This window comes from Pseudomaricurvus alkylphenolicus (assembly GCF_011683955.1).
Classification (GTDB): Bacteria; Pseudomonadota; Gammaproteobacteria; order Pseudomonadales; family Cellvibrionaceae; genus Pseudomaricurvus; species Pseudomaricurvus alkylphenolicus.
This window is the reverse complement of sequence record NZ_JAAQPI010000011.1, coordinates 1-24,275: the sequence shown is the minus strand read 5'-3', so window position 1 is coordinate 24,275 and position 24,275 is coordinate 1. Positions and strand designations below refer to the sequence as shown.

Below are 24,275 nucleotides of genomic sequence, written 5' to 3'. Positions count from 1 at the left end.
TTTGGAGCCTGTTATGGTTGCTCTCAGATCCTTGCGCGCCTCGCTTTTGGCCCTGGGCTGTGCCTCGGCCTTGATCTCCCCACTGGCGCTGGCGGATAAGACCTTTCCCGGTATAAAGCAGCTGATGGATGAGAAGACGTTTAACGCCGCCGGCTTGCAACAGCTTTCGCCGCAAGAGCTTAAAGCGCTGGACCGCTGGCTGATCCGTTACACCGCCAACGAGGCGGACATCCTCCAAAAAACCGTGGCGGAGGTAAAAGAAGAGGCCAACACGGAAATTCACAGCGCCATCGACGGCTCGTTTCACGGCTGGAAGGGAAAAACCAAATTCCGGCTGCAAAACGGTCAAGTCTGGGAACAGCGCTACAGCAATACCTGGCACACGCAACTGGACAACCCCAAGGTCACGATTTCAAAGAACTTTTTTGGTTTTTACGACATGAAAGTGGAAGGTACCAAGCGCACAATCGGTGTCCGTAGAGTACAGTGACTGGCGGTTCATAAAAAACCACTAAATTTTTGTTAATTTTTTTTGAGGTGTTCCAAAAACCCTTCGTCTCATTATCAGTTGTACCCAAATCGACAGCGAATAAATTGCTGCGACTCGCATAACAACGAACGAGAGGAAGTTATCATGACTAAAAAGAACACTCTGTCTACAGCGGTGAAGATGGCCGTCCTCGGTCTGACCGCCGCCTCCATGATGCCCCTGACGGCAACTGCTGACAACGAAGAAGCCATCGAAGAAGTAATGGTGACCGGCTCACGTATTGCCCGTGACCCACTGGACTACGTTGGCCCCATGAACATCATCAGCAGTGAAACCATCACCAAAGCCAATGCCATTACCGTACAGGAAATTCTAAAGGAGATTCCGTCGGTAACTATGAACGGCACCAGCGAAAACAACTCCAACGCTGGCCAAGGTGTGCGCTCAGTAGAAATGCGCAACCTGGGTGAGCAACGTACTCTCCTGCTGGTCAATGGTCGTCGTTTTGTTTCCACCGTACTGGGCACCGGTCTGGTCGGTGACTTGAACAACATCCCCGTCAACATGATCGAGCGTGTTGAAGTCCTCGGTGACGGTTCCTCAGCTGTTTATGGTTCCGACGCCGTTGGTGGTGTTGTTAACGTAATTTTAAAGCAGGACTTCGAAGGCGTTGAGCTAAGTGTTGGCGGAGGCCAATCCGGCGAACAGGATGGAGACCGATACGACCTGTCCATGGTCATGGGCGCGAACTTTGACAAAGGTAATATCACATTTGGCGTTTCATTTGCCGAAGAAAAAGAAGTGACCTTTGCCGATCGTCCCTGGTCGCAGGATCCCGTGATCATCGACTTCGGTGGCGGCGCCACCCTGAACGGTTCCGGTATTCCACCTTGGGGCAAATACTATCGCCCGTCCAACGGGAGCTCCATTGCTTTTGCTCCTGATGCGGACAGTGGTCTCGACTTTACCGAGTGTGGCGGCGCCAATGGCCAAGCCATCGACGGTTACGAGCCCTGCCGCTTTAACTATAACCTGGGTAACGATGTTTCCCTGCTGAGCCCCAATCAGAAGACTTCCTTCTTCTTGAAAGGTAACTACGAACTGACTGACACGCTGAACCTGATCACCGAAGTCAGCTACACTGATCGCGAAGGCTCCCTTGGTTTCCCTGGCTTGCCGATCTCCGGTGCCCACGGTCAGTTCACCGACATGGTGCCCGTACCTTTCACAAACCCGCACATTCCTTCTGATGCACTGGCGATGATCCAGGCCGAAGAACTGGCTGTTAACTCCGCTGCCACCGGTTTTATCATGGACTGGCGCGCACAAGATGCCGGAACTCGTCAGTTTGAATACCAGGGCGAAACTGTAAGCACTCTGGTTGGGCTGGAAGGTGAATTCACCAACGGCTGGACCTGGGATGCCCACTTCAACTGGGGCCGTTCCGAAGTGTTCGAAGAAACCTTCGACCAGGTTAACGTTGGTAAACTGCGTATTGCTGTTGACCCCGACAAGTGTGACGCTGACGTAGGCTGTTCCAACGCACAAGCAGCTCCTGGTGATGCCATTGATATCTTCGGTCGCGGTGACGTAACCGATGCCTTTGCCAACTACATTCTGTTCGATGACACCGAGTTCAACGAATACGAAATGATGCAGCTTGCCGGTAATATTAGCGGTGATCTGTTCGAGCTGCCTGCCGGTACTGTTGGTTTCGCCGCGGGATTCGAATACCGTGAAGAAGAAGGTGGCAGCCGTAAGTCTGCGGTGACCCAGTCCGGTGATTCCGGTGGTAACTTCTCTCAGTCCACCAGCGGTGAGTACGACGTAACTGAATTTTACGCGGAAATGAACCTGCCTCTGATCGAAGATGCGCCTCTGGCCGATAACCTGTCTATGGACCTGGCCTGGCGTTACTCTGATTACAACACCATTGGTGACGACTCCACTTATAAAATTGGTGTGAGCTGGAGCCCGTTTGAAGATTTGCGTATTCGTGCTGTGTCTTCTACCGCATTCCGTGCACCTAATATCATGGAGCTGTTCGGTGGTATCTCTGATACTTTCGACGCTGTCGGTGATCCCTGTTCCGGCTATGGTGGCGATACCAGTACAACCGTTGGTGCTAACTGTGCTGCTGCAGGTGTGCCCGCAGGTTACATTCAAAACGCCGGTCAGCTGAAAGTTTCCGAAGGTGGTAACCCGGATCTGGAAGCAGAAACCGCCGACAACCTTACCTTTGGCATCGTTTGGACTCCGAGCTTTATTGAAGATTTCTCACTCGCTCTGGACTACTACGAAATCGAGGTGGACAACGCCATTCAGGCTCGTGATGTGACAGGTGTTATCAACAACTGCTACAACACTCCAGGCTTGGCTGCCGCCGATTGTGCTCGTATCGGTCGTAATGAGCAGGGCAACATCATTCGCCTGGAAGTACTGAACGAAAACCTGGCGAGTCTGGAATCCAGCGGTGTTGACATGACTCTGAACTACGCCATGGACACCGACTTCGGTCGTTTCAGCGTCAACTGGTTGGCCAACTACCTGATCGAGTACAAGGAAATCAGCGACGACGGCAGCGAAGAGAACTTCACCGACCGCATTGCGATGGACAACAGCGCCTGGGCCGGTTACCCACGCATTCGCTCCAACCTGTCCTTCAACCTGGCGCAGGACAACTGGGACGTGGGCCTGACTCACCGTTACATCCACGATGCTGACGCTGATCCTGTTGTTCCTTCTCTGGATGTGGTTGACTCCGTGGACGCTGTTCACTACTTCGACCTGACCGGCAGCATGAACTTCGGTAACTTCCGTGTGGTTGCAGGTATTGAAAACCTCACCGACGAAGAACCTGAGTTCATCCCAGCCATCTCCACCAACACCTCTACTGTGTATGACTGGATGGGTCGCTTCTACTACACCAAAGTAACTTACAGCTTCTAAGTCCGAGCTGTAACCGCTCTCTTCCTCAAGGCCCGCTTATGCGGGCCTCTTTTTTTGAACTCATAAATCCGTACCGAATTGCTTCCTGCTCTTTCCTGACGGATTGACCTGATTGCCAATTGCGCTTAGCATCCTCCCAGACCTCTTCAAAACTCGCCCAGGGATGCATCACGCGAGCTAACCAAGGATGGCTGTTTGTCCGCTGTTGCGGTGGTTCGATAATTCCCTGCCCGATTTTTTGTTTTCCCTATGGGAAAACTGCCTCATTTTGCTAAATGAGATTGCGACACCTGCATAGTGGTGTGACTCGGGAGAGCTCGAATTCACTAGAATCGATAGAAGGAACTATCTATGAAACTCAGAAAACATGCTTTGGTTTTGTCACTCGGTGTCTGCCTGACGCAGATGACCTTACCTGCTTTCGGCGCGAACTCTGATCCCGGCAAAGAGGATATTCTGAACCTTGCTTTTGACCATCCGGATTTCTCGCTGATTCAGGAACTTACCCAAGAAGAAAGCGACTCGACAACCGGTGAGTTCTTAGGGTTTTCCCATGCTACTACCGCTGCATTAAGAACGGTCCTTACTCATGCTTCTGCCGGAGGTGGTGCAGCCGTCTTAACGACAGGAATAGACGATGTATTTAATGGCGGCAAGACAGCAGGCGACTACCTTAAAGCAGGAGCATTTGGCATGCTCGGAGGAATGCAAGGAGTATGGTTCAAAGGGCCGGGAGGCTCCGCCATCACAGGAGCGATTATCGCTGAAACTCTAAGGCAGGCAGAGAAGAGAGCAAACACTAGTGTTGAAGAGCTTGGGCTAGGCAAGAACGCTGTTCCCAGATTTGGCGGAGGAGAAGTGGGCTTTCGACCGGCCACCATAAACTTTAGCGCAGGATCGTACAATCGCGGAAGCAATAAGAGCATCATTACCATATACGCTCAATGATCTTAAGACGGTTTGTATCTTTCGAGACCAGGGATACATGCCGTCGGGTATTCTGTTAACAAGGAAAGGTATAAGAATGAAGAACATATTAAAGGGAGTTGTCGACGGTTCGCTATTTCTAAGTTGCTTTGGTGCGTTGGGCTTCAGTGGAGCTATATGGATATACTTTGTAGCGTATCAGATGGGGCATCTCGACACGCTCAGAGGCAATTCAGGTGCTGAAATATTGGTAATGATTCCAGGAATGATTTTTGGGTTCTGGCTCTATGGCGGTAGAGCGGGTGATATCAGATTTAGTGAAGAATCTAAGTTTGAGGGTATCCGAACAAAAGACTATCGAGTGAAAGTCATCACTCTTTTTTGTCTATGGATAATGGCGTATTTATCTTCGCTTTTGATCCCGGTCATGCGCTAGCGCCGGAATCAAATCCCAAACTTTGCCAGCTGCTTCTGGCTGCCCCGTGTTTGCATTTCATCAAAGCTCTTTCGCAACACCGCAAACTGCGCCTTGGTATCGGCAAACGTCAAATACCGTGTGAGCATGGGATCAATGGCGGCCAGTCCGAGCGGCTGCAAGTCCTGCTGCAGCATTCGCTGCAAGGTGGTGGCCAGTTTCACCGGTTGGTTGCTGAGGATAAAGTAAACCAGCTCCGATGCCTGCAGCGACATATGCCCCCAACCCTGGGCACGCATATTCTGAATGCGCTTCTCGATCTCTCTCAAAAGCTGGCGTTTGAGTGCGCTCTGGTTTAAAAGTCCGGCGACATCCGCTCGGTAGAGTAATACCGAAAGCTCGATATCAGGTTCCTGCCAACAACCGCCGCCGTTGTCGTGAGCGCTTTCGAAATAATCACTGGCCCCGGCATAATCACCCCGCTTGTAGGCACCGAGTCCTCGCCAATAGTCCGCTCTGGCCAGGCCAGCCGCCTCATAGTTTTCGCAGCGCGCCTGGTTGGCCCACATATCCTCCGGGTGGATGGCTTCTACGCGCTTGGCGATGGCCTCTACGGCGCCGTTATTGTTTGTCCGCATGGCCATGGCCATATCCAACAGCGCCAGGCGCCAGGAATCCAGCTCGGGTCGTAACTGCTCCAGCAAGTTGCCGGCATCCTCAAATTGGCCGAGCCGGATTAGCGCGTCCACTACCGTAGCATTGACGTAATTTTGTTTCTCCGCCGGGAAGTTGTGCCGCAGGGCGAAATCCAGCACCTCATCATAGCGGCCAGCCGAGTACAGGCCGTACAACTGCATTTTCAGTAATGATTCGTCCCGCGATTGGTTAAAAAACTGCTCCCCCAGACGCAAGGCTTCGTCATAGCGCCCCTGTTTTTGCAGCACAGAGAGGTAGTTGTGTTGGATCTTGGGGTGCAAAGGATCGTTATCTAAAGCCGCACTGTATTGATTGTAGGCACCGCTGAGCTCTCCGTCGGTCATGAGGGCATTACCCAGCCACATACGAGCCATGGAATAAGCGGGTTTGAGCTGTACGGCACGTTCATGTGCCCTGCGGGCCAGACCGTATTCACCCTTCAATTCGTGAATAATCCCCTGGGAAGCGTAGGCCTCGGCCAGTCGCGGCGCGAGCTGCAAAGCCTTATCCACATAGCGCTGTGCCTTTTGGACCTCTTCAGACTCCTTATCTACCCGGCCTTTGTCGGGATCTCCGCCCATTTCCCCATAAATAACCGTAAAACTGTAGGCGTCTGCCAGACCCGAGTACGCCAGTGCGTAATCGGGCTGGATTTCGATGGCCCGTTCAAATTCATCGGCCGCCTTGCGCAGGGATTCCGGGGTGCGCTGATGCCAATAGTGGCGTCCCAGCAGGTACTTTTCGTAGGCGCCGGCATTTACAGAGGCCTGAGGATGAGGTGTCAGCTGCAACTCCAGTTTTTGCGCCACCTCCTGAGCGATTTCCCGCTGGATAGCGAAGGCATCGGCCATATCCCGGTCGTAGCTGCCCGCCCATAGCGGATAGCCCTCTTCGGTGTCCGTCAATTGCACAGTTACCCGCACCCGGTCGCCCTGAATCCGAACAGTACCCTCTACCAGCACATGGGCGTCGAGCTCGCGCCCAATCTCCCGAACATCTTTCGCCTGATCCTTAAACACTCGTGAGGAGGTTCTGGCCACTACCCGAATTTCCGGAATCGTAATCAGTGCATTGCGGATGTCTTCTGAGAGGCCATCGGCAAAGAACGCTTGGTTAGAGTCGCCCGAGAGGCTTACAAAGGGCAGTACGGCAATGGTTTTTGCCGGCGTCATGCCCTTGGCGGTGCTGGGTGCTCCATTGAGACGCTCCTCCACCCGATCAAACACTTGGTCTAACAGCATTTCGGCTTTTTCATCGCCGTGGTGGATGGCCACCGTAGCCTCATCGTCATTCATTACGGCAATCAACACCAGCGCCGCTACCAGACCGCAGCCAATCAGAACACAGTAGATCAGTACGCTGCCGATGGTACTGACAACCGAATTCAAGGTTTGCAGCAGCAGAGCGTACCAGGGCAATGGCGCCGGATTGGCTGCCGTCATGCCGGGGACTGGCGTCGGCTGCACCTGTGCTGCAGCCGGGGACGGCGCAGCAGCAGGGATAAGCTCAGCGGGAGGCGTTGTCTGAGCAGCGACCTCGGACGCAGCCTCTACCCTTTGAGGAGCAACAGGGGCTGGTACGGATTCTTGCAGCGGCTGTGGCTGGAGTAACAACCGGTAGCCACGCTTGGGCACAGTACCAACAAAACGTTTCTCACGAGCGGTATCTCCCAGCAGACTGCGCAGTTCTGAAACTGCGCGAGTAAGTACTTCCTCACTGACAACAACTCCGGCCCAAACTTCACTGAGCAGCTGCTCACGGCTGACCGTTTCGCCACCGGCCCGAGCCAGGCAAAGCAGCACATCCATGACCTTGGGCTCAAGGTGTTGGCGATGACCGGCCTTGACCAAACCACCGTTCAAGGGTTCGACCCGCCACTCGCCAAGAATAAAGCCCTGATTCAGATCATTGTCCATAACTTGCCAGCCATCTAACCCCCAAACAACTAAGTTATTGATAGTTAAGGGGTTGTAAAATTATCCGAAGGTTTTCCGAAGGTTTTTATAGCAGTATTTGAGGAAAACATCAGCATAAAACTGACTTTCTTCAGGTCTCTGCTCCCAGGTTTTCCGACACTGGCCCCACTTGCCAACGCGGCATCGCCGCAGACAGAGACAGAGGTCGTCATGAAAACCACTCGCGGTTACAAACACTTGGTGTCGGGGCTGCTTACCGCCTTGGCCCTGCAGATTTCCACCGTTGGGGCCCTGACGCCAGAAGCGATGGAGTCCTCTCAGGCCTGCCATCACGACCACTCGCTAAGTGTTGACCGGCTTCCTGAACAGGCAGCTCCCGCCTCAGAGGGGCGGGATATTTTTGCTGATCCGGAAAGCGCAGTCATTGCGGCCAGTAACTATTTTAACCCGCTTTCCATAGCTGAGGACCGTGAGTATATGGGGGCGGTGTTGCGCCACCGGCGACAGGGCCACTATGTCTATACCGCTGCCGGCGGTGTGGCGGGAGAAGATCGCATAAATATCCGGCTGCAGTTACCCAAACAGTATGAGGTAGTTGCCTTCTGGCACACCCATGGCGGGCCACATTTCAGTCGTCGGTATTTTTCGGATGTGGACACTCGCCTGGCCAAAGACTGGCAGGTGCCCTTCTATCTGGCCGACTTTACGGGCAGCCTGAAAGTATTCCACCCGGACAGTAATACCCTGCCCAGTATGAAGGCTTATAAACTCGGTTTAGGCAAGCGCAGCGGCTACGCCAAGGGCAGTTCAGTGAAACTCGCGGACAAGCGCGTCAAGATCGCCACCGACTTCGACCAGTGGCAGGCGCTACACGCTCAGGTGGCCATGGGACCGATGGATGAGCACTCCTGCGACAGCATCGCACAGCAAGCGAAAACTGCGCAGGAGCAAAATAACAGCTAGGTATAACGTATTAAATAGATTGCACTAGAGATTCTCTCTACCGAGAGTGAGCCTGCAAACGGCGAAAGTAGCGGTCACGCAGGCGCGTGGCCCGGCTTACCAGGGACATTTCCCGGCCCTCTATCAACACCATCTCCGGCTCGCTCAGCATCTCCAGTGGGTCACCACTCCAAAGCACCAGCGTCGCAGGCGATCCTACTGCCAGCTTGCCCCCTTTTAAACCAAATACCTCAGCGGGGTTTAGCGTCATGGCGTTAATGGCAGCCAGCTTATCGAGTCCATTGGCCACGGCATTACCGGCGGATTGACGCACCAGGAACGCATTGTGGGTATTCTGCCAGCCCATCCCGGTAAAGATCAGCTTCACCCCGGCCTGTTGCATGATACGGGCGTTGTCGAGACGGGCTCCCAAAGACTCGTAGGCATCGGGCAGGTTATGAATAGGGTCGAAGATCACCGCTTTGGCACCGGCAGCGATCTCATCAGCCACGCGCCAGCCTTCACTGACTCCGGCCAAAATCAACTTAAGACCGTAATCCTTACCCAATTTAAGCGCTCTGAGAATATCGTCAGCTCTTTCTACATGGACAATCAGGGGTTTGCGACCGCTTACTACTGGACCGAGAGCATTCAGATCCTGCAGAGACAACGCATAGTCGCGGCGTTCGCCACGCCTGACCGCAGCCTTGTTGGCCGCATAGTCCTTGGCGTCGTCCAGCGCCTCCCGCACCAGAGCCATGGCCACAGCGCGTGAGCCACCGGCCAGATGCTGGCCACTTTCACCCAGGCTGAGCACCACCGCAACACTGTCATTCAGAATCTGCTGACCATGGCTATTGAGAGTGATCAAGGCTGCTTGGCCGGCAAACAAACCGGCGTTACTCTCAGGGGTTACCAGGGCATGCGTGAGCCCCTGCATACGGTTGTGGGGAATCAGGATTGAGTCGGGATTAAAGCCATCGGCGACCTTCATGGCAGCGGTCACCCTTGGATCACCACTGCTGGTGTCCACCGTGCTCTCAATCGCGCTGATTTCCTCCACCCCAAGATGGGTGTCACCGTTAAAGAACCCCGGTGTCAGGCTCATGCCCGTGGCATCAATGCGGCGTGCGTTATCCGGCGCCCACAGCTCAGGGCCAATTGCACGAATGACTCCATCGCGGATCAACACATCTGTCGAGGCCTTAATCCCGTGGGGCGTATACACGTCGGCGTTACTGATCAGAACGGCGTCGGCCGCAAGCGACGCAGTGACCGACAGACCACTGGCCGCTACCAGAGCACCGAACCAACGGCGCAGTTTACTAGTGGCACTCATGGGCGGTCCTCCTCTGGGTTAAGCACGCCGAGATTAAAATCCCTCGTGGGTGTGAGTCCGGGCTTGCCGCTATCGAAACGCAATACGCCGTCAATCCAGACCTTGTCCGCCTTACTGTAAATGCTAAAGGGATCGCTGCTCCAGAGCACCAGATCAGCATTTTTACCGGCCGTGATGGAACCGATACGGTCATCCAGTCCCAAACTCTTGGCGGCATTGAGAGTTACCCAGCGAATAGCATGGGCGCGGGTTATATCCAGCCCCATACGACGCCCGGCGCTCATTGCCTTGGCCACCTCCTGATTCAAACGCTGCACCTGGATGCCGTCATCGGAGTGAATCACCGCACAAGCCTTGGCGTAATCCACCAAGGCCAGGTTTTCACGCACCATATCAAAGGCCTCCTGCTTGAAACCCCACCAGTCGGCCCACATCACCGCGCAGATATTCTCCTGCGCCAACAAGGGCGCCACCTTGTAGGCCTCCACGGCATGGTGGAAGGCCGCGATGGTGTAACTGAACTCCTTGGAAAGGTCGATCATCTGCGCCATTTCGTCGGCGCGGTAGCAGTGGTTATGGATGCGGATCTCACCGTCGAGCACCCCCATCAGCGTCTCCAGCTTGAGGTCGCGCTTGGGCGGCTTGCCGTTCTTTTTCTTCTCGTAGGCCCGCCACTTCTCGCGGTACTCGACCGCATCGATCCAGGCTTTACGGAAGCCGGCCATATTGCCCATACGTGTAGAAGGCATGGTGCCTTTCTCGCCATAAACCCGTTTGGGGTTTTCTCCACAGGCCATCTTGAGACTGTGAGGAGCATCGGGGAACTTCATACCCTGAACCGTGACCGAAGCCACGTTCTTGAGCGTGACGCCACGGCCGCCAAACAGATTGGCGGAACCCGGCAGTACCTGAAAGGTGGTAACGCCCCCAGCCAGCGCCTTCTCATATTGCGGATCCTGGGGCCAGACGGAATGCTCCGCCCATACTTCGGCCGTGACCGGCGACGTCATTTCATTGCCATCGGCATGATTGATGGTTTCCGGTGCCGGGTACACCCCCATATGGGAATGCACGTCAATCAGACCCGGTGTCAGCCATTTGCCATTACCGGGTACCACTCGGGCACCCTCCGGCAAGGGTATATTGGCCCCAACCGCTTCGATACGACCATTACTCAACAACACATCGGTACGGTTAAGTTGCCGGCCATCACCGGTCAACACCGTGGCGCCCCGAATTAATGTCACAGGGCTGCTGGGCACCTGATAAGTGGAGCCATAGGGTTTACGCGCCTCGACGGCGTCATCGGGCTCCGCGGGAGGTTTTACCGGTTGGCTGCAAGCGCTCAGCAGCAGCGCCGCCAACGGTATCAAAGATAAGCCTTTGAGAGTCATCCTTTTGTCTCAAGTTGTGGGGGCAGAGTCACTCCGCCCCAGGTAGTTATTACGAGTAAATATTAGTTGTAAGTTGCTATCCAGCGATCCACCTGTTGCTCCAGAATCGACAACGGAAGACTGCCATCACTCAATACTACTCGATGGTAGTCACGAATGTCGTACTTGTCGCCCAGAGTAATTTGGGCCCGCTCGCGCAGCTCCAGCAACTTAAGTCGACCGATCATGTAAGCCAGAGCCTGGCCCGGCAAAGCGATATAACGCTCGACCTCCGCCACAATATCAGTATGGGACAGCGCCGTGTTGGCCGCCATTAACTCAATCGCCTGCTCACGACTCCAGCCTTTGGCATGCATTCCCGTGTCCACCACCAAACGACAAGCGCGCCACATCGCCATCGTCAGGGCACCAAACTCCTGGTAGGGATCTGTATAGAGCCCCAGATCCTTACCCAGGCTTTCCGTGTACAGACCCCAGCCTTCTACATAAGCCGTAACATGATCAAACTTACGGAACGCAGGCAGCCCCTCCAGCTCCTGAGCGATAGCAATCTGGAAATGATGACCGGGCGCCGCCTCGTGTATCGACAAGGCTTCGCGGATATAGGTGGGGCGGGCCGGCAGGTCGTAAGTGTTTACGTAAAAGATACCTGGCTTGCTGCCATCCGGTGCGGGCGAGTTATATTCCGCCGCCGCCGCTGAAGCGGCACGAAATGCCTCCGTGGGCCTGATCACATAAGGGGCGCGAGGCTCGATATCAAACAACTTCGGCAGCCCCGCATCAATGACGGTGCGGACATCCTCGTAGGCCTGCAGCAACTCCGCCTCGGTCTTGTACTGGAATTTGGGATCACTGCGCAAATGATCAAAAAAGGCGCGCAGATCACCTTCAAAACCCACCCGCGCCTTGATCGCCAACATCTCCTCACGAATCAGTTTCACCTGTTGCAGGCCAATCTCATGAATCTGATCGGCGCTAAGATTCGTGGTGGTATATTCACGCACCTTACTGGCATACCAACCCTGGCCACCCGGCAAATCCCCAAGGCCTACACTGGCGCGGGTCGTGGGCAGATATTCCTCCTGCAGGAATGCATGCAAGCGGCGATAAGCGGGCACAAAGTGCTGTTCAATAGCCTCGCGGTATGAAACCGTCAGACGCTCGCGATCTGCTGTAGAGACCACCTCCGGGAACATCGTTAAAGGTTTATAAAAAATACTGTCTTCCGCCTTGTCGACAATATGCGCCTGCAATTGAGGCAAGGTGCGCTCAATCAACACACGCGGCTGCACCACCCCTTCGCTCATGCCCTGACGCATACGCTCAATAGCCAAATCAACCCACAGGTTGAATTCACCCATGCGCTCTAACCAATTGTCGTAATCCGCCACCGTGGCAAACGGCTGAGTCGAGGCACCGGAGCCCAACACCGCCATAAAATTGGGCAAGCTAAAAAACTGACTCACCGGAATCAACGTGTCCAGACGACCATAGCCCTCGCTCAGATACTGCTCGCGGGCCTCACGTTGATACAAAAAGACATCATAACTGAGGCGGTCCGCCTCGCTCAGCGCATCGCGATCAATCGCCCGCAGAGACTCCAGAGCACGCTGCTCCAGCGCCAGAGACTGCGACAAATAATCATCACTGAGGCCGTCACCCAAACGGTGGTTGTAATCCATTACCCCTTCAAACATTGCATTGATGGGGTTGAGTTCAAAATTGGACTGACGGTAATCAGCAAACACCTTATGCAACTGCTGACTAAGAGCCTTGGGCTCCTTCTTGGACTCCACTGACACATTGACACAGGCGGTTAGAGACACCACCGCAGCGGTCGCTGCAGCCATACGACCGAGCGGCTTGAGATATTGGCGCGCACGTCGTACGGCAGTCGCCAACACTGGGGTGGGAATTCGGGAAAAGAGGTTCTGCGCAGACGCATTCATCGCTTGTTTGGCCTTAGATTTTTGATGGGAATTATATCGCCGCTTACCAAATCCACAGGGTTGGGCAGCTTGTCTTATTAGACGGCCGAGATAAAGAATCCCCCAAATATTTGGGCAATAAGAGAGCAAGAGATGTGAGGTAAAAAAACTCAGTGAACTACGGTGGTAGCGGCGGCTGGGCGTTTCGTTTTCGGAGCATTATAGAGGGTGCCGAAAGAGCCAAAATGACGAGCGTTTTTCAGCTCGGCATTTTGGGGACTGAGGGAACCCAGGATGGGCGCCCGACCGCTCCGAAAACGGAACGCCCAGCCGACGCGATTGAGGCACCAACCTAGAACACCGTCCGACATCTGAGGAGTGCCGGAAACCTTGTTGCTAAACGCAGCAACTATGGCTTAGCAGCAAACAACATCTCCAACTTATTGCGATAACGACTCTGCTGCCCCGCATCCTTAGTCAAGCTGACCGCCCGCTCCAGATTCTTGCGGGCGCTGGCGCTGCGCCCCAACGCACTATCCACCCGCGCCGCCAGGAAAAAAAAGCGATGATCCTCATTATAAGAATCAATTGCCGCCTCTATATGAGCACTGGCCTGAACAAACTGACGCTGCTCCAGAGCCTCCTCTGCCAAATGGTAGCGAAAATACGGATTATTCATCCGAAAACGATGAGCCATCGACTCAAACTGCTGCGCCTCCTCAGTCCGCTCCAGCTGGCGATAAAGCCGTCCCAGATTACTAATCACCAGCAAATTCCTTGGACTTAACTCCAGGGCCCGCCGATAGGCCACCTCCGCCTCATCGAAATGCCCGGCCCGGCGATAAATCGTGCCGAAATTGGCCCACAAGAACTCCAACTTTGGCGCCAACTGTAACGCCTTGCGCTGATAACGAAACGCCTGCTTTAAATCCTGCTCGAACAACTTCTCCATCGCCCGGTTATTATAGAACTGCGCCTCGGCGTAACTGTCATCCACCTTACCCTGGGGATAATCGACATTATAATTCTCCCGGTTCAGGTCCACGATCTTGCGGCCCCGGGGCAACTCCACCACTGCGTTAATATGCCGATAATACACATGAGTACCTGGGCTCTGCATATCCCAGGTAGGAGGTACCTGCACCTCATTAAAATACGCCTTTAAGCCCGCCTCTCGCGCCAGTGCAACAAACATACTGGTGAAGGACAGACAATTACCCTCCTGAAAATAGAACGTCTCGGCAGCGGTATGAGTGGTCAGAGGGTCATACTGCAAACCCAGTATGCCGTTGTGAAAAATTGCCCGTAAAAGACTGTTGAACTTCGCACTTTTGAGCCGATTGCCACCGGAAGTCACATAGAGCTCCAGGAACTGATGCATCTCATCACTTAAGGCCATTACCTGCTCTTCTGGCAGCGTCTTCACCGGGTGCCCCAGCAGGGCTTCGCCACTGAGAGCCCAATGCAACTCGGCATCCGTCGGGGCTTGCACAGCTAACTTGGGCTGGGCAATACAACCCGCCAATAAAGCCAAGCAGGCCATAGAAACAACCAACCTGAGGCAACGATAGACAGCGATCACCGGATACCTCCTCCAGTCAGAGGCCCCCAGCGGCAAAATACCGTAAAGAGCCCAGGAAATTCAGCAAGATCATTGCAACGCCTTCACTCTTTATCTTAGTCTGTTTGGGACATACTTGACCCAAAATCCGACCAATGGCTGCCGACGATCCTCAATAGAGGTCGATGTTCCTTTGCGGTATTTCGTCGCTTAACCGTCCTAAAGGGGTACAACAGCCCCGAAATAACGATAACGCGGACACTTTATGACCACCACATCCATCCCCACCACCGCCCTGGCGAGCGACGAACTGTTCGGCCATCCCAAGGGACTCTATGTGTGTTTTGCCACCGAGCTTTGGGAGCGTTTCTCCTTCTACGGCATGAAGTACCTGCTGTTGCTGTATTTGACCAAGTACCATCTCTTCACCGATAGCGCCGGCTACGACGTCTTGGGTGCCTACGCGGGCCTGGTTTACGCCCTGCCCGTTATCGGAGGCCTGCTGGCCGACCGCTACTTGGGCATGCGCAAGGCCGTGGTATTCGGCGCCCTGCTGCTCACCGGTGGCCATGCACTCATGGCGGTGGAAGGCCAACAAGCGGTGCAATACGCTGCCGGCACCGTGCTGACAACCGACATCACGCTCAATAGCGGCGAAATACTCAAGGCAGGCACGTTGCTGAGCGAAGGTGTCATCATTCAGGACGTCGTGGCACTGAAAGTCTTCTTTCTGGCCCTGGCTCTGATCGCTGTGGGAGTAGGCTTCCTCAAACCCAATATCTCCACCATTGTCGGCCAGCTGTACGCGCAGGATGACCCTCGCCGTGACGCCGGATTCACCATCTTCTATATGGGCATCAACCTGGGCTCCTTCACCGCCATTTTGCTGTGTGGCTGGCTTGGCGAAACCTTTGGTTGGGGCTACGGCTTTGGTGCTGCGGGTATCGGTATGCTGTTGGGCCTGTTCACCTTTTTGAAAGGTCAAAAATATCTGAACGGACTGGCTGAACCAGCTGACCCGGAATCTCTCAAAGAAAAGCTCTTGGGCCCCATCAACCGCGAGTGGATTATCTACCTGGCGGGAATCGCCTCACTGGCCGTGGTTTGGCTGTTGCTGCAGAATGAAATCGTTGTACACGCCACTCAAAATGTTCTATTGGTCATTGCTCTGGCCGGTATTCCACTCTATGCATTGATGAAGGGCACAAAAGAAGAGTTCCAACGCACGCTGGTGCTGATGGTTCTCATCGCTTCCTCGGTGGTATTTTGGGCGCTGTTCGAGCAGTCTGCAGGCAGCATGACCCTCTACGCCGACCGCGTGGTTGACCGCAATGTGATGGGAACGGAATTGCGCGCCTCCATGTTTGGCTCGCTCAACCCCTTCTTTATCATCGTCTGCGCACCGCTGTTCGCCGGCCTCTGGGTGTGGCTGGCCAAACGGGGCTGGGAACCCAGCACCCCGGTAAAATTTGCCCTCGGCATTATCCAGGCCGGCCTTGGCTTCGGCGCCATGGTTGTCGGCGCCAGCTTTTTGGGCGAAGACGGCAAGGTTGCCGTTGTCTGGCTGACCCTCGCCTACCTGTTGCATACCACCGGCGAACTCTGCCTGTCACCGGTTGGCCTTTCAGCTGTCACCAAACTGTCCATCAAACGGGTTGTTGGAGTCAGTATGGGGACCTGGTTTTTGGCCACAGCTCTGTCGGAGACCGTAGCAACCCGGATTGGCAAGATGGCGGCCATCGATACTACCGGTGGCGAATCCCAGGACTTGGCCCTTGCTCTGACCACTTATACCGAGCTGTATGAATTCCTGATGTGGACCGGTATTGGAGTGGGTGTGTTTATGTTGCTGCTGGCGCCCTTGTTGAAGAAGGGAATGCACGGCGTACATTGAGTTCTACACATTCTAAGGAAACAGCATGAAATTGACTGCATTCAGCGATAACGAAATTCTAGACACCGTTAAATCACTCGCTGAACATACGGAAGATTCGTGGAATAAAAAGGACTTCCAGGGGTTTTGTCGATTTTTCTTATCGGCAACACCTGAGCAAACCTTTCCTGAAAGTGAATTTAATCGACAGATAAATGAGAACTACGACACCTTTGGAAAACACACCATCTCCGACTTCGTCGCTATCCACCGCAATCCGGATAACGTGATCGTCATTTGGAAAGTCAACTTCGAATCACGAAAGGAACCCGGTTTACTGATGTATGAATTTAGAGAACATGATGGAGAAATTCTTATCGGTGGTTGTTCTTATCATGCCTGAGATTCGGTATTTTCTTCTAAGAGTAGAAGCATTGACTCTGTTAATCAGCAGAGTTCCCGTCGCGGTCGGAGCCCGCTGCTACGGAATGCGTGACAATCCGGTCAATATTGATGCCCATATGTTCACCAACTATATAGTCAACCGGTATACCCTACGCCGATGAATTCCCTGCGCGCAGAGAAGCAAGCCCAAGACCGCAATAATCGTATGCTTACCCAGAACCCAGTGTGAGCGCTGCACTGGAACTCCCTTGACAACGGGTTTATGCCTTCAAAACCTGCTAATCTTGCCTCATAAGGTGACTTTGGGCCTGCGGCGAGCCAGGTATAGGCGTAATGCGCGATGACGGTCAATTCAGTTAAAGGGGACACTCATCATGAAAATGAACTATTTTGTCTTTGGCACCAATGACATGGCCACTTCGGTCGGTTTTTATGATGCTCTTTTTGCAGGCAGCGGTATCAACAAGATCCATGCTGAGGGACGTATGACCCTGTGGGCTGGTCCGGACTTTATGTTTGCCCTGGCGGAACCCTTTGATGGCCAGCCTGCAACAAACGGCAATGGCACCATGGTCGGCTTCAACCTGGATTCTGCCTCAGAAGTGGACCGGCTGTATGCAAAGGCACTCTCATCAGGTGGTGTGGACGAAGGTGAACCGAAAGAACGATCCGGGCGATACTCAGCCTATGTACGGGACTTGGACAGAAACAAGATCTGTTTTTTCGAGTAACATCCATGAACAAGATGGCTAACTGGGTGTTTTTGCTGGTGCTATCCACCGGTTTGTTATTGACACTGGGTGTCTTCACCACCGTTCGCCAACAAGAACAAGCTCGTCAGAGGGACGTGATCTACGAGCAAACCCAATCCATCGGCGGAAATATCGAAGCCGGGTTTCGTCAACGTACTCTTCAGGTCGCCTCAGTCGCCCATTTGTTTTCCAGTTCGGAGTGGGTTTCCTACGATGAATTTCAGCAATTTATCAGACTCGCCTATCAAGATGAGAGAATCAGCGATTTTGTTCTGAGCTGGTTGGTTTACAGCCCTGTTGCTGATGCCGATAAAATTCAGAATAAGATTCGCCAGAAAAACAGCGAAGTCTTTAGCGACTTTCGCTTTTTTGACTTTGACTACGCGTCCTTTCAACCCAAACCGCTTTTGGGTCACGACGGGTGGTTAACGGCGGTGGCTTACCATTATCCGAAAGAGAAAATCGTAAGGAACTTTCTTGGGCGAAATATCGGAGTGAATCGCCCTGTTTACCGAAACACCGAAGTTGTGCTGCAATCCGGCAAGGCCTACATCAGTGGTTTGTCTGAACCCATACCAGCCGTGCCCGCGCCTCATTATTTTATCACCTATCCGATTACCCGTGACGGGAACATCTCCGGTTTTATTGTCTCAGGAAATTCGCTGGGCCCTATTTTCAATCGTTCACTGCCCGACTACTATCTTGAAGCCTTCCGATTTTGTTTACGCGGAGAAACAGGAGGTGCATTCCGTTATCCTGAAAATACCATTGTCGATCGGTGCACAGAAAATGAGGCGGGAGTTCCCCGCTATGAATTTGACATATCCGGCTCTGAATGGTCACTTGATATCTACCCTGTGAACAATCCCATATCGCAAAGTAATCTGTTGATGTTGTCTTTGATTACCGTGTCGATAATGGCATCGCTTATTTTGGCACTCTTTAGTCGTTCGCTGCTGTTGAAACAGGGCGAGCTGAGAAGTCGAGTGATCGATCAGACCAGTAAACTGCGTATAAAAAACCAGGAACTACAAGAGACCATCGAGCAGGCAAACGCCGCAACAAAAGCCAAGTCTGAATTTCTCGCTAATATGAGCCACGAAATCAGAACGCCAATGAATGGTGTCGTGGGCATGACGAGCTTGTTGCAGAAGACTCAACTGAGCAGTAAGCAAAGGCAGTTTGTCAGTAACATTGATTTGTCCGCCCGCCACCTGATGACCATCATCAACGATATACTGGATTTCTCCAAGATAGAATCCGGAAAGCTCAAACTGGAAAACTCTGCCTTTTCGATACATCAGGTTGTCGATCATTTGAGAGCTACATTGCAGCAAAATGCCGAAGAAAAGGGATTGTCTTTTGAAATCATGCTTGATCCCAATATCCGCCAAGAGCTGGTGGGTGACCTTGTTCGTATTTGTCAGATTGTGATCAATTTGAGTTCAAATGCCGTCAAATTCACCGACAAAGGTAGCGTGACAATAGAATTGAGTATACCTCAGCTACAGAATGCTGAGCCGACGCTTCAGGCTGCAACGGTTGATTTGATGATCAATGTCCGAGATACCGGCATAGGAATCTCCGAGAACGAGATTCATGAACTGTTTGATAACTTTACCCAGGCGGACTCTTCTATAACACGCCGTTTTGGCGGCACTGGCCTGGGCCTTTCCATCAGCCAACAGCTGTGCAAAGCCATGAGTGGCGAAATATCGGTGGCCAGCACTCCGGGAGAAGGCAGTTGTTTTACGGCACGAATACCTGTCGGGTTATATCAAGAAACCCTGAATGCCGAGCCTCAGAATATCCAAAACTTCGACAAAGCACCCACCGTCCAGGAAGCAGGTGTGCTGAGGGCACCAGCAGAAACAGCCGATGCGGCTCACAACCAGCAGCCGCTGGACTCAGAACATGCTCGTATACTTATCGTCGATGATAGCGAAGTTAATCAGTTGACTCTAAAGTTCATGCTGGAGGATCTTGGTATCGACAGCGAATGCGCGGATGATGGTCAACAGGCTCTGGATCTTCTGCAGCAACCATCTGCCCTTACCTGGGACCTGGTGTTTATGGACTGTCAAATGCCCGTTATGGATGGGTTTTCCGCCACTCGGTTAATTCGAGAAGGCAAAGCAGGAGCAGAAAACAGACAGATTCCCATCATTGCCTGTACGGCAAATGCCCTCGCAGGAGACGACAAGCGCTGCCTGGCTGCAGGTATGGATGACTATATCGCGAAGCCGGTTGAGGAAGAAGAAGTGGTCCGTAAACTGAAGCGCTGGCTGCCAGACTTGTCCATTTCGGAGAGCTTGGAATAGGAAAGCGGCGGCGGTGTGTGTTTACGATTCACCGCCATACTCATGCAGAATCTCAACGATTTGCACCTGGTATGATTTGTACCACTTTGACTTTCCCAGCTGCTGGGCTTTACGGTGCTCAGGGTTGTTTTTCCACGCACGAATTTTGTCCTTGTCCGGCCAATAGGAAATGGCCAACTCAGAGTTGCCTTCCGTGCAGGCCGTAAATTCCGTGCAGCCATATTCGTTTAGTGCCAGATCACGCATTCGATTGGCGGTTTCAAAGTAAGTCTCGTCAAACTCCCTGACCTCGGCTTTAAAGATGACGGCATACATGTAAAACTCCTCAGGTGTCGATGCTGATTTGATGTGGGAAGAAAAACACAATCTACGATTTCGATCCATCACAATTTTCGCTGTTCGCCCAGCCCCTCGGCGGCTGGCACTCTCGACCTCTGTAGCTTAAGATACTTGCGCCTCCCATCACGCATCCCGGAGCCCCTTTTGGCCGTCAAACCCAAGCACCTCGTCCTCAACCTCCTTTCGGTTGCAGAAGAACCCCTGACCTCGCAACAGTTTGTGCGTGTCGGCGAGCTCTTCGATATTACCGCAAACAACATTCGCGTCACCCTGGCCCGACTGTCTGCGGATAAACTGATCGAGACCTGCGGCCGCAGCCAATATCAGTTGGGTGAACACAGCCGTGAGCTGGCCCAGAATCTGGCGGGCTGGAGATCGCTGGAGAAAAGTCTGGTGTCTTGGAGTGGAGATTGGATCGGGGTGTTCGTGGCCACTCTGGGACGGGCGGATCGCACCGCCCTGCGTCGTCGCAGCCGCGTTCTTAGACTGGTGGGTTTTGAAGAGTTCAAGCAGGGATTGCTGGTGCGTCCCAACAACCTGGAGGGCGGTGTGGCTCGTGCTCGCGAAAGGCTCTATAACCTGGGGCTGGAGCGAGAAGCAATGGTATTCAGGCTCGGTGATCTGGAACAAGCCGAGCAGAAGGCCGCGATGGAGCTCTGGGATACCAACGCCCTGGAGCAGCAGTACGCCGAGGGCTTACGGGAAATGGAGAACTGGATGGTGCAGGCAGACAAGTTAACACCGGATGTGGCCGCCCGCGAGACCTTTCTGATTGGCGACCGGATATTGCATCACATCGTGTTTGATCCGTTACTGCCCACCGAGATGATCGATACGCAGGCCAGGGCTCGTTATATCGATACCATGGCCCGCTTTGATGAAGTGGGCAAGGTGCACTGGCGCAAGATCTACCGCAGCCTGGGTTAAGGCTGCGAGTGTTCATACCCTGGAGGACACCCTACCCAGCACCTCCAGATAACCCGGAGGCTCGGGCACCGCGTTTTTCTCTCTGAGCAGGCGATGCAGCCTCGGCAATTGCCAGCAAGGTGCCGATGCCAGCGCGTGGTGCTCAATGTGGTAGTTCACATGAAACGGTGCCACAAAGGAGCGAGACCAGAAGCTGGGGCGGGTACTGCGCGTATTCTTTAGCATATCCGGAGTCATTTCGGTCAGGGCGTGCTCGGCAATGGCCCGGATGCGGATAAACAGCCAATAGGGACTCAGATAAGCCACCAACCAAGCCAAGTAAAGCTCCGGGTGACCCACAGTGGCGAGAATAGCGAAGAGTAGAGCATTGGTGAGTAACGTGGGCCAGGCCTCCCTGAAGAATTGGCCGGTGTAGTCCCGGATTGTGCGTCCCTCGCGAGGTAATTTCTCGATATCACTGGCAACCGTCCACTTCAGCACCCCAGCGTTCATTAATACCATCCCGAACAGGGATTTAATGCCGGTCAGCCCTAGCAGATCGCGGGAGAATTTACGTGCCAACGAAGCTTTGGTCGTGGGGAATCCGCGGATCAGAGAATAATCGATGTCTTCAAAAGTGCCCGTTTTGGCATGGTGAATAAAGTGGTGTTTGCGGTATTTACCCACCTCCAGAAAGATCGGATGGCCGCAGAGCCAATTCGTCAGGTTGTCGTTCAGCCATACATTCTCGAATAGTGACCGGTGGGAAGCCTCGTGCATCAGAATCGCCATACCCAGCTGCCGACCGGCAATAAACAAGATGGCCAGGATAGTGACTGGCACTGCGACCCACAACGGCTGCTGTTGGGCCCAGACAATGGCCGCCATAGCTGTCCCAATCACCAGCCAGACAGAGCTTATCGCCCACCAACCAAAGAGATTTGAGCGGCGGTGGAGGCTCGCAACGGTGTCTTTGCCCAACAATTGGGTCAGCTGTCGCCTGGCCGTCTGCCGCTCCAGGCCTTCGGCAAACAGATCTTCTGAGGTTGTCGTACTCATGAGCTTGTCTCCTGATTGATAGAGACAGATTATTACATAAAATTACCAATATCAATATTTGATGTAATTTTGAGCTGAATTCAATACTCGTGACCCGGAAGTCGCCAGGCCCTTCTCGCGAGCTGACGCCTCTGGTATGGTTCGCGTGGTCGGTAACGACCAGTAGGCTGGGGCTCAGTTAATTGCCCGACACCATTAAAATGCCAGAGCTTTTAACCATGAGTGATGAAGTACAGGTTACCCTGGTCGATATCGAGCAACAGGCTCGGCCAGCGCTCGAAAACCTGTTTCAGTATTACGTTTACGATCTGTCCGGTTTACTTGCTACCAATCCGGGTGATGATGGCCGCTTCGATGTCGATCACTCTGCGCTGGACGCCTATTGGTCACGGGATGACCACCATCCTTTCTTTATCATTTCCGGCGGTGAGCTGGCGGGTTTTGCCCTGGTACGCAAGTACCCCAATAAATACCGTGTCTACGATATTGAGCAGTTCTTCGTGCTCCAGAGATTTGCCCGCCAGGGTATTGGCCGAAAAGCCTTGCAGCTGATGCTCGAACGTTTTCATGGCGAATGGCAGATTCGTGTATTGATGGAAAACACCGAGGCACTGGGTTTTTGGCGCTCATCCCTGCAGTCGATTGTCGGTCGCGCCTATCAGTGGTCGCTGGAAATGGATGGTGAATTAAAGATGCACTTCCTGCGGTTCGACAGCGGTAATTGACGACTAAATCGCTTTGGATGTGTTGCTTGCGGCACGCCACTATAATCAGTGTAGAATCTCAAAGGATTCTCACTAAGCGAGCCGCCCATGATCACCACCTGCCCCAAATGCGGATACCAACGCCAGAGTTCGGACTCGCACGTTGTTGCTGGCGTTTGTCCCTCCTGCGGCATTGCCTATAAGAAATGGTTGGAGCGGCAAGCCCTGCAACAAGCTCAGCAGGATCCCGAGGGCGATAACGATTTATCGATTGAATCAGAACCCAGCCCGACGTTCAGCACCCGCTTGCGAGAGCAATTTTTGTATGTCCCGGATAAGGTAGATCCCCTGAGTTTTTGGGGCCGGGCTTTTCTATTCGGCGTGTTTTTTATTTGGGGTTGGTCGTTTATTCTCGGCGGTATTTCCTGGGTCAGTATCGGCGGCTCGTTTTTGCATAACGTGATTTTGCCTTTTCACGAATTTGGCCACGTACTTTTTTCGCCGTTCGGACGATTTATGTCAATTTTGGGTGGCAGCCTGTTCCAGGTGATTATGCCGTTGGGATTGATGCTGGCCTTTAGCATTAAACAACGCGACAACTTCGCGGCCTCCATTATGTTGTGGTGGAGTGGCCAGAGCTTTATCGACGTATCTCCCTATATAGCCGATGCCCCATACCGGGCCATACCCCTGATTCGCGGTCTCGGTGAAAGCGCCCATGACTGGGGTAATCTGTTGACCATGACCAACTCCTTGGATTCCGCCTGGACTTACGCCCAAATCAGTTTCGGTATTGGCACTCTGTTGATCTTATGCAGTTACGGTTGGGGTGCCTGGCTGCTATACCAGCAAAAACAGCGCATGAGCGATTAGGGGTTATAGATCGTGGTAGATAATTTGTTCAAGAACCTGCCTGACACATTGGACGAGGAAGTATTTGAAGATTTACTGACAGGCAACAATGTTCGGGTGGAGCGAATTCTTTCTCATGGTCAAACCACCCCCAGGGGAGAATGGTACGACCAGGAACAGCACGAGTGGGTGATATTACTCAAAGGTGGAGCGCGGATAGGTTACGACAACGGTCGTGAGATCTCTCTTGAGGCTGGAGACCATGTGAATATTCCAGCCCACTGTCGCCATCGGGTCACTTGGACTGATCCTCAGCAAGTGACCGTTTGGCTTGCTGTCTTTTACGATCCGGCCAACTGATCCGCCGCAACTCAAACCTCGGGAGCGTCTAAAATTCTGTGTCAGGCCGGGTTTAGGCGTTCCCGCATAACATCATAATTCAATAACTTCATCAAGCCGGCCTTCAAAGAATATGGCGAGCTGCGACAGGGTGAGCCCCCAGTTTTG

General features: G+C 53.3%; 20 protein-coding genes. 13 read left to right on the top strand and 7 right to left on the bottom strand.

Annotated elements, in window-relative coordinates:
* Nucleotides 1-13 precede the first annotated feature (13 nt).
* From HBA55_RS24120 to HBA55_RS24105, 4 genes are all read left to right on the top strand, one after another.
* Nucleotides 14-490: a hypothetical protein gene (locus tag HBA55_RS24120; RefSeq protein ID WP_166996674.1), complete on the top strand. Its 477-nt coding sequence runs from the start codon at nucleotides 14-16 to the stop codon at nucleotides 488-490.
* Nucleotides 491-634: 144 nt separating this feature from the next.
* Complete coding sequence (locus HBA55_RS24115; RefSeq protein ID WP_166996672.1) at nucleotides 635-3,439, top strand: TonB-dependent receptor plug domain-containing protein; 2,805 nt, start codon at nucleotides 635-637, stop codon at nucleotides 3,437-3,439.
* A gap of 351 nt (nucleotides 3,440-3,790) precedes the next feature.
* Nucleotides 3,791-4,387 (top strand): hypothetical protein, encoded by a 597-nt coding sequence (locus tag HBA55_RS24110; protein ID WP_166996670.1) that lies wholly within the window; start codon nucleotides 3,791-3,793, stop codon nucleotides 4,385-4,387.
* Between the two features lie 76 nt (nucleotides 4,388-4,463).
* Entirely contained in the window at nucleotides 4,464-4,802 is a 339-nt protein-coding gene (locus tag HBA55_RS24105) for a hypothetical protein (RefSeq protein WP_166996668.1), read from the top strand.
* A gap of 8 nt (nucleotides 4,803-4,810) precedes the next feature.
* Here the strand turns inward: HBA55_RS24105 and HBA55_RS24100 are convergent, their stop codons facing one another.
* Nucleotides 4,811-7,393, bottom strand: coding sequence for a winged helix-turn-helix domain-containing protein (locus HBA55_RS24100; RefSeq protein ID WP_166996666.1), 2,583 nt, complete (start codon nucleotides 7,391-7,393; stop codon nucleotides 4,811-4,813).
* Between the two features lie 210 nt (nucleotides 7,394-7,603).
* Between HBA55_RS24100 and HBA55_RS24095 the strand changes: the two genes are divergently transcribed.
* A complete protein-coding gene (locus HBA55_RS24095; protein ID WP_166996664.1) occupies nucleotides 7,604-8,356 on the top strand; it encodes a DUF4329 domain-containing protein in 753 nt (250 codons plus the stop codon).
* A gap of 37 nt (nucleotides 8,357-8,393) precedes the next feature.
* Here the strand turns inward: HBA55_RS24095 and HBA55_RS24090 are convergent, their stop codons facing one another.
* The 4 genes from HBA55_RS24090 to HBA55_RS38070 all read right to left on the bottom strand — a co-directional run bounded on the left by HBA55_RS24090 (nucleotide 8,394) and on the right by HBA55_RS38070 (nucleotide 14,578).
* Nucleotides 8,394-9,674: an amidohydrolase family protein gene (locus HBA55_RS24090; RefSeq protein WP_166996662.1), complete on the bottom strand. Its 1,281-nt coding sequence runs from the start codon at nucleotides 9,672-9,674 to the stop codon at nucleotides 8,394-8,396.
* Entirely contained in the window at nucleotides 9,671-11,068 is a 1,398-nt protein-coding gene (locus HBA55_RS24085; protein WP_166996650.1) for an amidohydrolase, read from the bottom strand. The genes HBA55_RS24090 and HBA55_RS24085 overlap by 4 nt, the downstream gene beginning before the upstream one ends.
* Before the next feature lie 62 nt (nucleotides 11,069-11,130).
* Nucleotides 11,131-13,017, bottom strand: a complete 1,887-nt coding sequence (locus HBA55_RS24080) for a DUF885 domain-containing protein (RefSeq protein ID WP_166996647.1) — start codon at nucleotides 13,015-13,017, stop codon at nucleotides 11,131-11,133.
* 388 nt (nucleotides 13,018-13,405) lie between these two features.
* Complete coding sequence (locus tag HBA55_RS38070; protein WP_166996644.1) at nucleotides 13,406-14,578, bottom strand: tetratricopeptide repeat protein; 1,173 nt, start codon at nucleotides 14,576-14,578, stop codon at nucleotides 13,406-13,408.
* 244 nt (nucleotides 14,579-14,822) lie between these two features.
* On the opposite strand from HBA55_RS38070, the gene HBA55_RS24070 reads away from it, so the two are divergent.
* The 4 genes from HBA55_RS24070 to HBA55_RS24055 all read left to right on the top strand — a co-directional run bounded on the left by HBA55_RS24070 (nucleotide 14,823) and on the right by HBA55_RS24055 (nucleotide 19,908).
* Entirely contained in the window at nucleotides 14,823-16,451 is a 1,629-nt protein-coding gene (locus tag HBA55_RS24070; RefSeq protein ID WP_166996632.1) for a peptide MFS transporter, read from the top strand.
* Nucleotides 16,452-16,476: 25 nt separating this feature from the next.
* Nucleotides 16,477-16,833, top strand: coding sequence for a hypothetical protein (locus tag HBA55_RS24065; RefSeq protein ID WP_166996629.1), 357 nt, complete (start codon nucleotides 16,477-16,479; stop codon nucleotides 16,831-16,833).
* A 376-nt stretch (nucleotides 16,834-17,209) separates the two neighbouring features.
* Nucleotides 17,210-17,566 carry a VOC family protein gene (locus HBA55_RS24060; RefSeq protein WP_166996625.1) on the top strand — a complete coding sequence of 119 codons (357 nt, stop codon included), beginning with the start codon at nucleotides 17,210-17,212 and terminating at the stop codon, nucleotides 17,564-17,566.
* Nucleotides 17,567-17,571: 5 nt separating this feature from the next.
* Nucleotides 17,572-19,908, top strand: a complete 2,337-nt coding sequence (locus HBA55_RS24055; RefSeq protein WP_166996623.1) for an ATP-binding protein — start codon at nucleotides 17,572-17,574, stop codon at nucleotides 19,906-19,908.
* Between the two features lie 21 nt (nucleotides 19,909-19,929).
* Here HBA55_RS24055 and HBA55_RS24050 read toward each other — a convergent pair whose 3' ends face one another.
* A complete protein-coding gene (locus tag HBA55_RS24050; protein WP_166996621.1) occupies nucleotides 19,930-20,223 on the bottom strand; it encodes an antibiotic biosynthesis monooxygenase family protein in 294 nt (97 codons plus the stop codon).
* 168 nt (nucleotides 20,224-20,391) lie between these two features.
* Here HBA55_RS24050 and HBA55_RS24045 point away from each other — a divergent pair, with 168 nt between their 5' ends.
* Nucleotides 20,392-21,174 carry a PaaX family transcriptional regulator C-terminal domain-containing protein gene (locus HBA55_RS24045; protein WP_166996620.1) on the top strand — a complete coding sequence of 261 codons (783 nt, stop codon included), beginning with the start codon at nucleotides 20,392-20,394 and terminating at the stop codon, nucleotides 21,172-21,174.
* Between the two features lie 12 nt (nucleotides 21,175-21,186).
* Here the strand turns inward: HBA55_RS24045 and HBA55_RS24040 are convergent, their stop codons facing one another.
* A complete protein-coding gene (locus tag HBA55_RS24040; RefSeq protein ID WP_166996617.1) occupies nucleotides 21,187-22,212 on the bottom strand; it encodes a fatty acid desaturase family protein in 1,026 nt (341 codons plus the stop codon).
* A 218-nt stretch (nucleotides 22,213-22,430) separates the two neighbouring features.
* On the opposite strand from HBA55_RS24040, the gene HBA55_RS24035 reads away from it, so the two are divergent.
* From HBA55_RS24035 to HBA55_RS24025, 3 genes are all read left to right on the top strand, one after another.
* Nucleotides 22,431-22,937 (top strand): GNAT family N-acetyltransferase, encoded by a 507-nt coding sequence (locus HBA55_RS24035; protein ID WP_166996615.1) that lies wholly within the window; start codon nucleotides 22,431-22,433, stop codon nucleotides 22,935-22,937.
* 87 nt (nucleotides 22,938-23,024) lie between these two features.
* Nucleotides 23,025-23,789 carry a TFIIB-type zinc ribbon-containing protein gene (locus HBA55_RS24030; protein ID WP_166996613.1) on the top strand — a complete coding sequence of 255 codons (765 nt, stop codon included), beginning with the start codon at nucleotides 23,025-23,027 and terminating at the stop codon, nucleotides 23,787-23,789.
* 12 nt (nucleotides 23,790-23,801) lie between these two features.
* Complete coding sequence (locus HBA55_RS24025; protein ID WP_338109447.1) at nucleotides 23,802-24,128, top strand: cupin domain-containing protein; 327 nt, start codon at nucleotides 23,802-23,804, stop codon at nucleotides 24,126-24,128.
* Nucleotides 24,129-24,275: the final 147 nt, after the last annotated feature.

Excerpts from the sequence above, each read along its gene's own strand:
- HBA55_RS24120 (WP_166996674.1), top strand. The coding sequence starts at position 14 with ATGGTTGCTCTCAGATCCTTGCGCGCCTCGCTTTTGGCCCTGGGCTGT.
- HBA55_RS24115 (WP_166996672.1), top strand. The coding sequence starts at position 635 with ATGACTAAAAAGAACACTCTGTCTACAGCGGTGAAGATGGCCGTCCTC.
- HBA55_RS24110 (WP_166996670.1), top strand. The coding sequence starts at position 3,791 with ATGAAACTCAGAAAACATGCTTTGGTTTTGTCACTCGGTGTCTGCCTG.
- HBA55_RS24105 (WP_166996668.1), top strand. The coding sequence starts at position 4,464 with ATGAAGAACATATTAAAGGGAGTTGTCGACGGTTCGCTATTTCTAAGT.
- HBA55_RS24100 (WP_166996666.1), bottom strand. The coding sequence starts at position 7,393 with ATGGACAATGATCTGAATCAGGGCTTTATTCTTGGCGAGTGGCGGGTC.
- HBA55_RS24095 (WP_166996664.1), top strand. The coding sequence starts at position 7,604 with ATGAAAACCACTCGCGGTTACAAACACTTGGTGTCGGGGCTGCTTACC.
- HBA55_RS24090 (WP_166996662.1), bottom strand. The coding sequence starts at position 9,674 with ATGAGTGCCACTAGTAAACTGCGCCGTTGGTTCGGTGCTCTGGTAGCG.
- HBA55_RS24085 (WP_166996650.1), bottom strand. The coding sequence starts at position 11,068 with ATGACTCTCAAAGGCTTATCTTTGATACCGTTGGCGGCGCTGCTGCTG.
- HBA55_RS24080 (WP_166996647.1), bottom strand. The coding sequence starts at position 13,017 with ATGAATGCGTCTGCGCAGAACCTCTTTTCCCGAATTCCCACCCCAGTG.
- HBA55_RS24070 (WP_166996632.1), top strand. The coding sequence starts at position 14,823 with ATGACCACCACATCCATCCCCACCACCGCCCTGGCGAGCGACGAACTG.
- HBA55_RS24065 (WP_166996629.1), top strand. The coding sequence starts at position 16,477 with ATGAAATTGACTGCATTCAGCGATAACGAAATTCTAGACACCGTTAAA.
- HBA55_RS24060 (WP_166996625.1), top strand. The coding sequence starts at position 17,210 with ATGAAAATGAACTATTTTGTCTTTGGCACCAATGACATGGCCACTTCG.
- HBA55_RS24055 (WP_166996623.1), top strand. The coding sequence starts at position 17,572 with ATGAACAAGATGGCTAACTGGGTGTTTTTGCTGGTGCTATCCACCGGT.
- HBA55_RS24050 (WP_166996621.1), bottom strand. The coding sequence starts at position 20,223 with ATGTATGCCGTCATCTTTAAAGCCGAGGTCAGGGAGTTTGACGAGACT.
- HBA55_RS24040 (WP_166996617.1), bottom strand. The coding sequence starts at position 22,212 with ATGAGTACGACAACCTCAGAAGATCTGTTTGCCGAAGGCCTGGAGCGG.
- HBA55_RS24035 (WP_166996615.1), top strand. The coding sequence starts at position 22,431 with ATGAGTGATGAAGTACAGGTTACCCTGGTCGATATCGAGCAACAGGCT.
- HBA55_RS24030 (WP_166996613.1), top strand. The coding sequence starts at position 23,025 with ATGATCACCACCTGCCCCAAATGCGGATACCAACGCCAGAGTTCGGAC.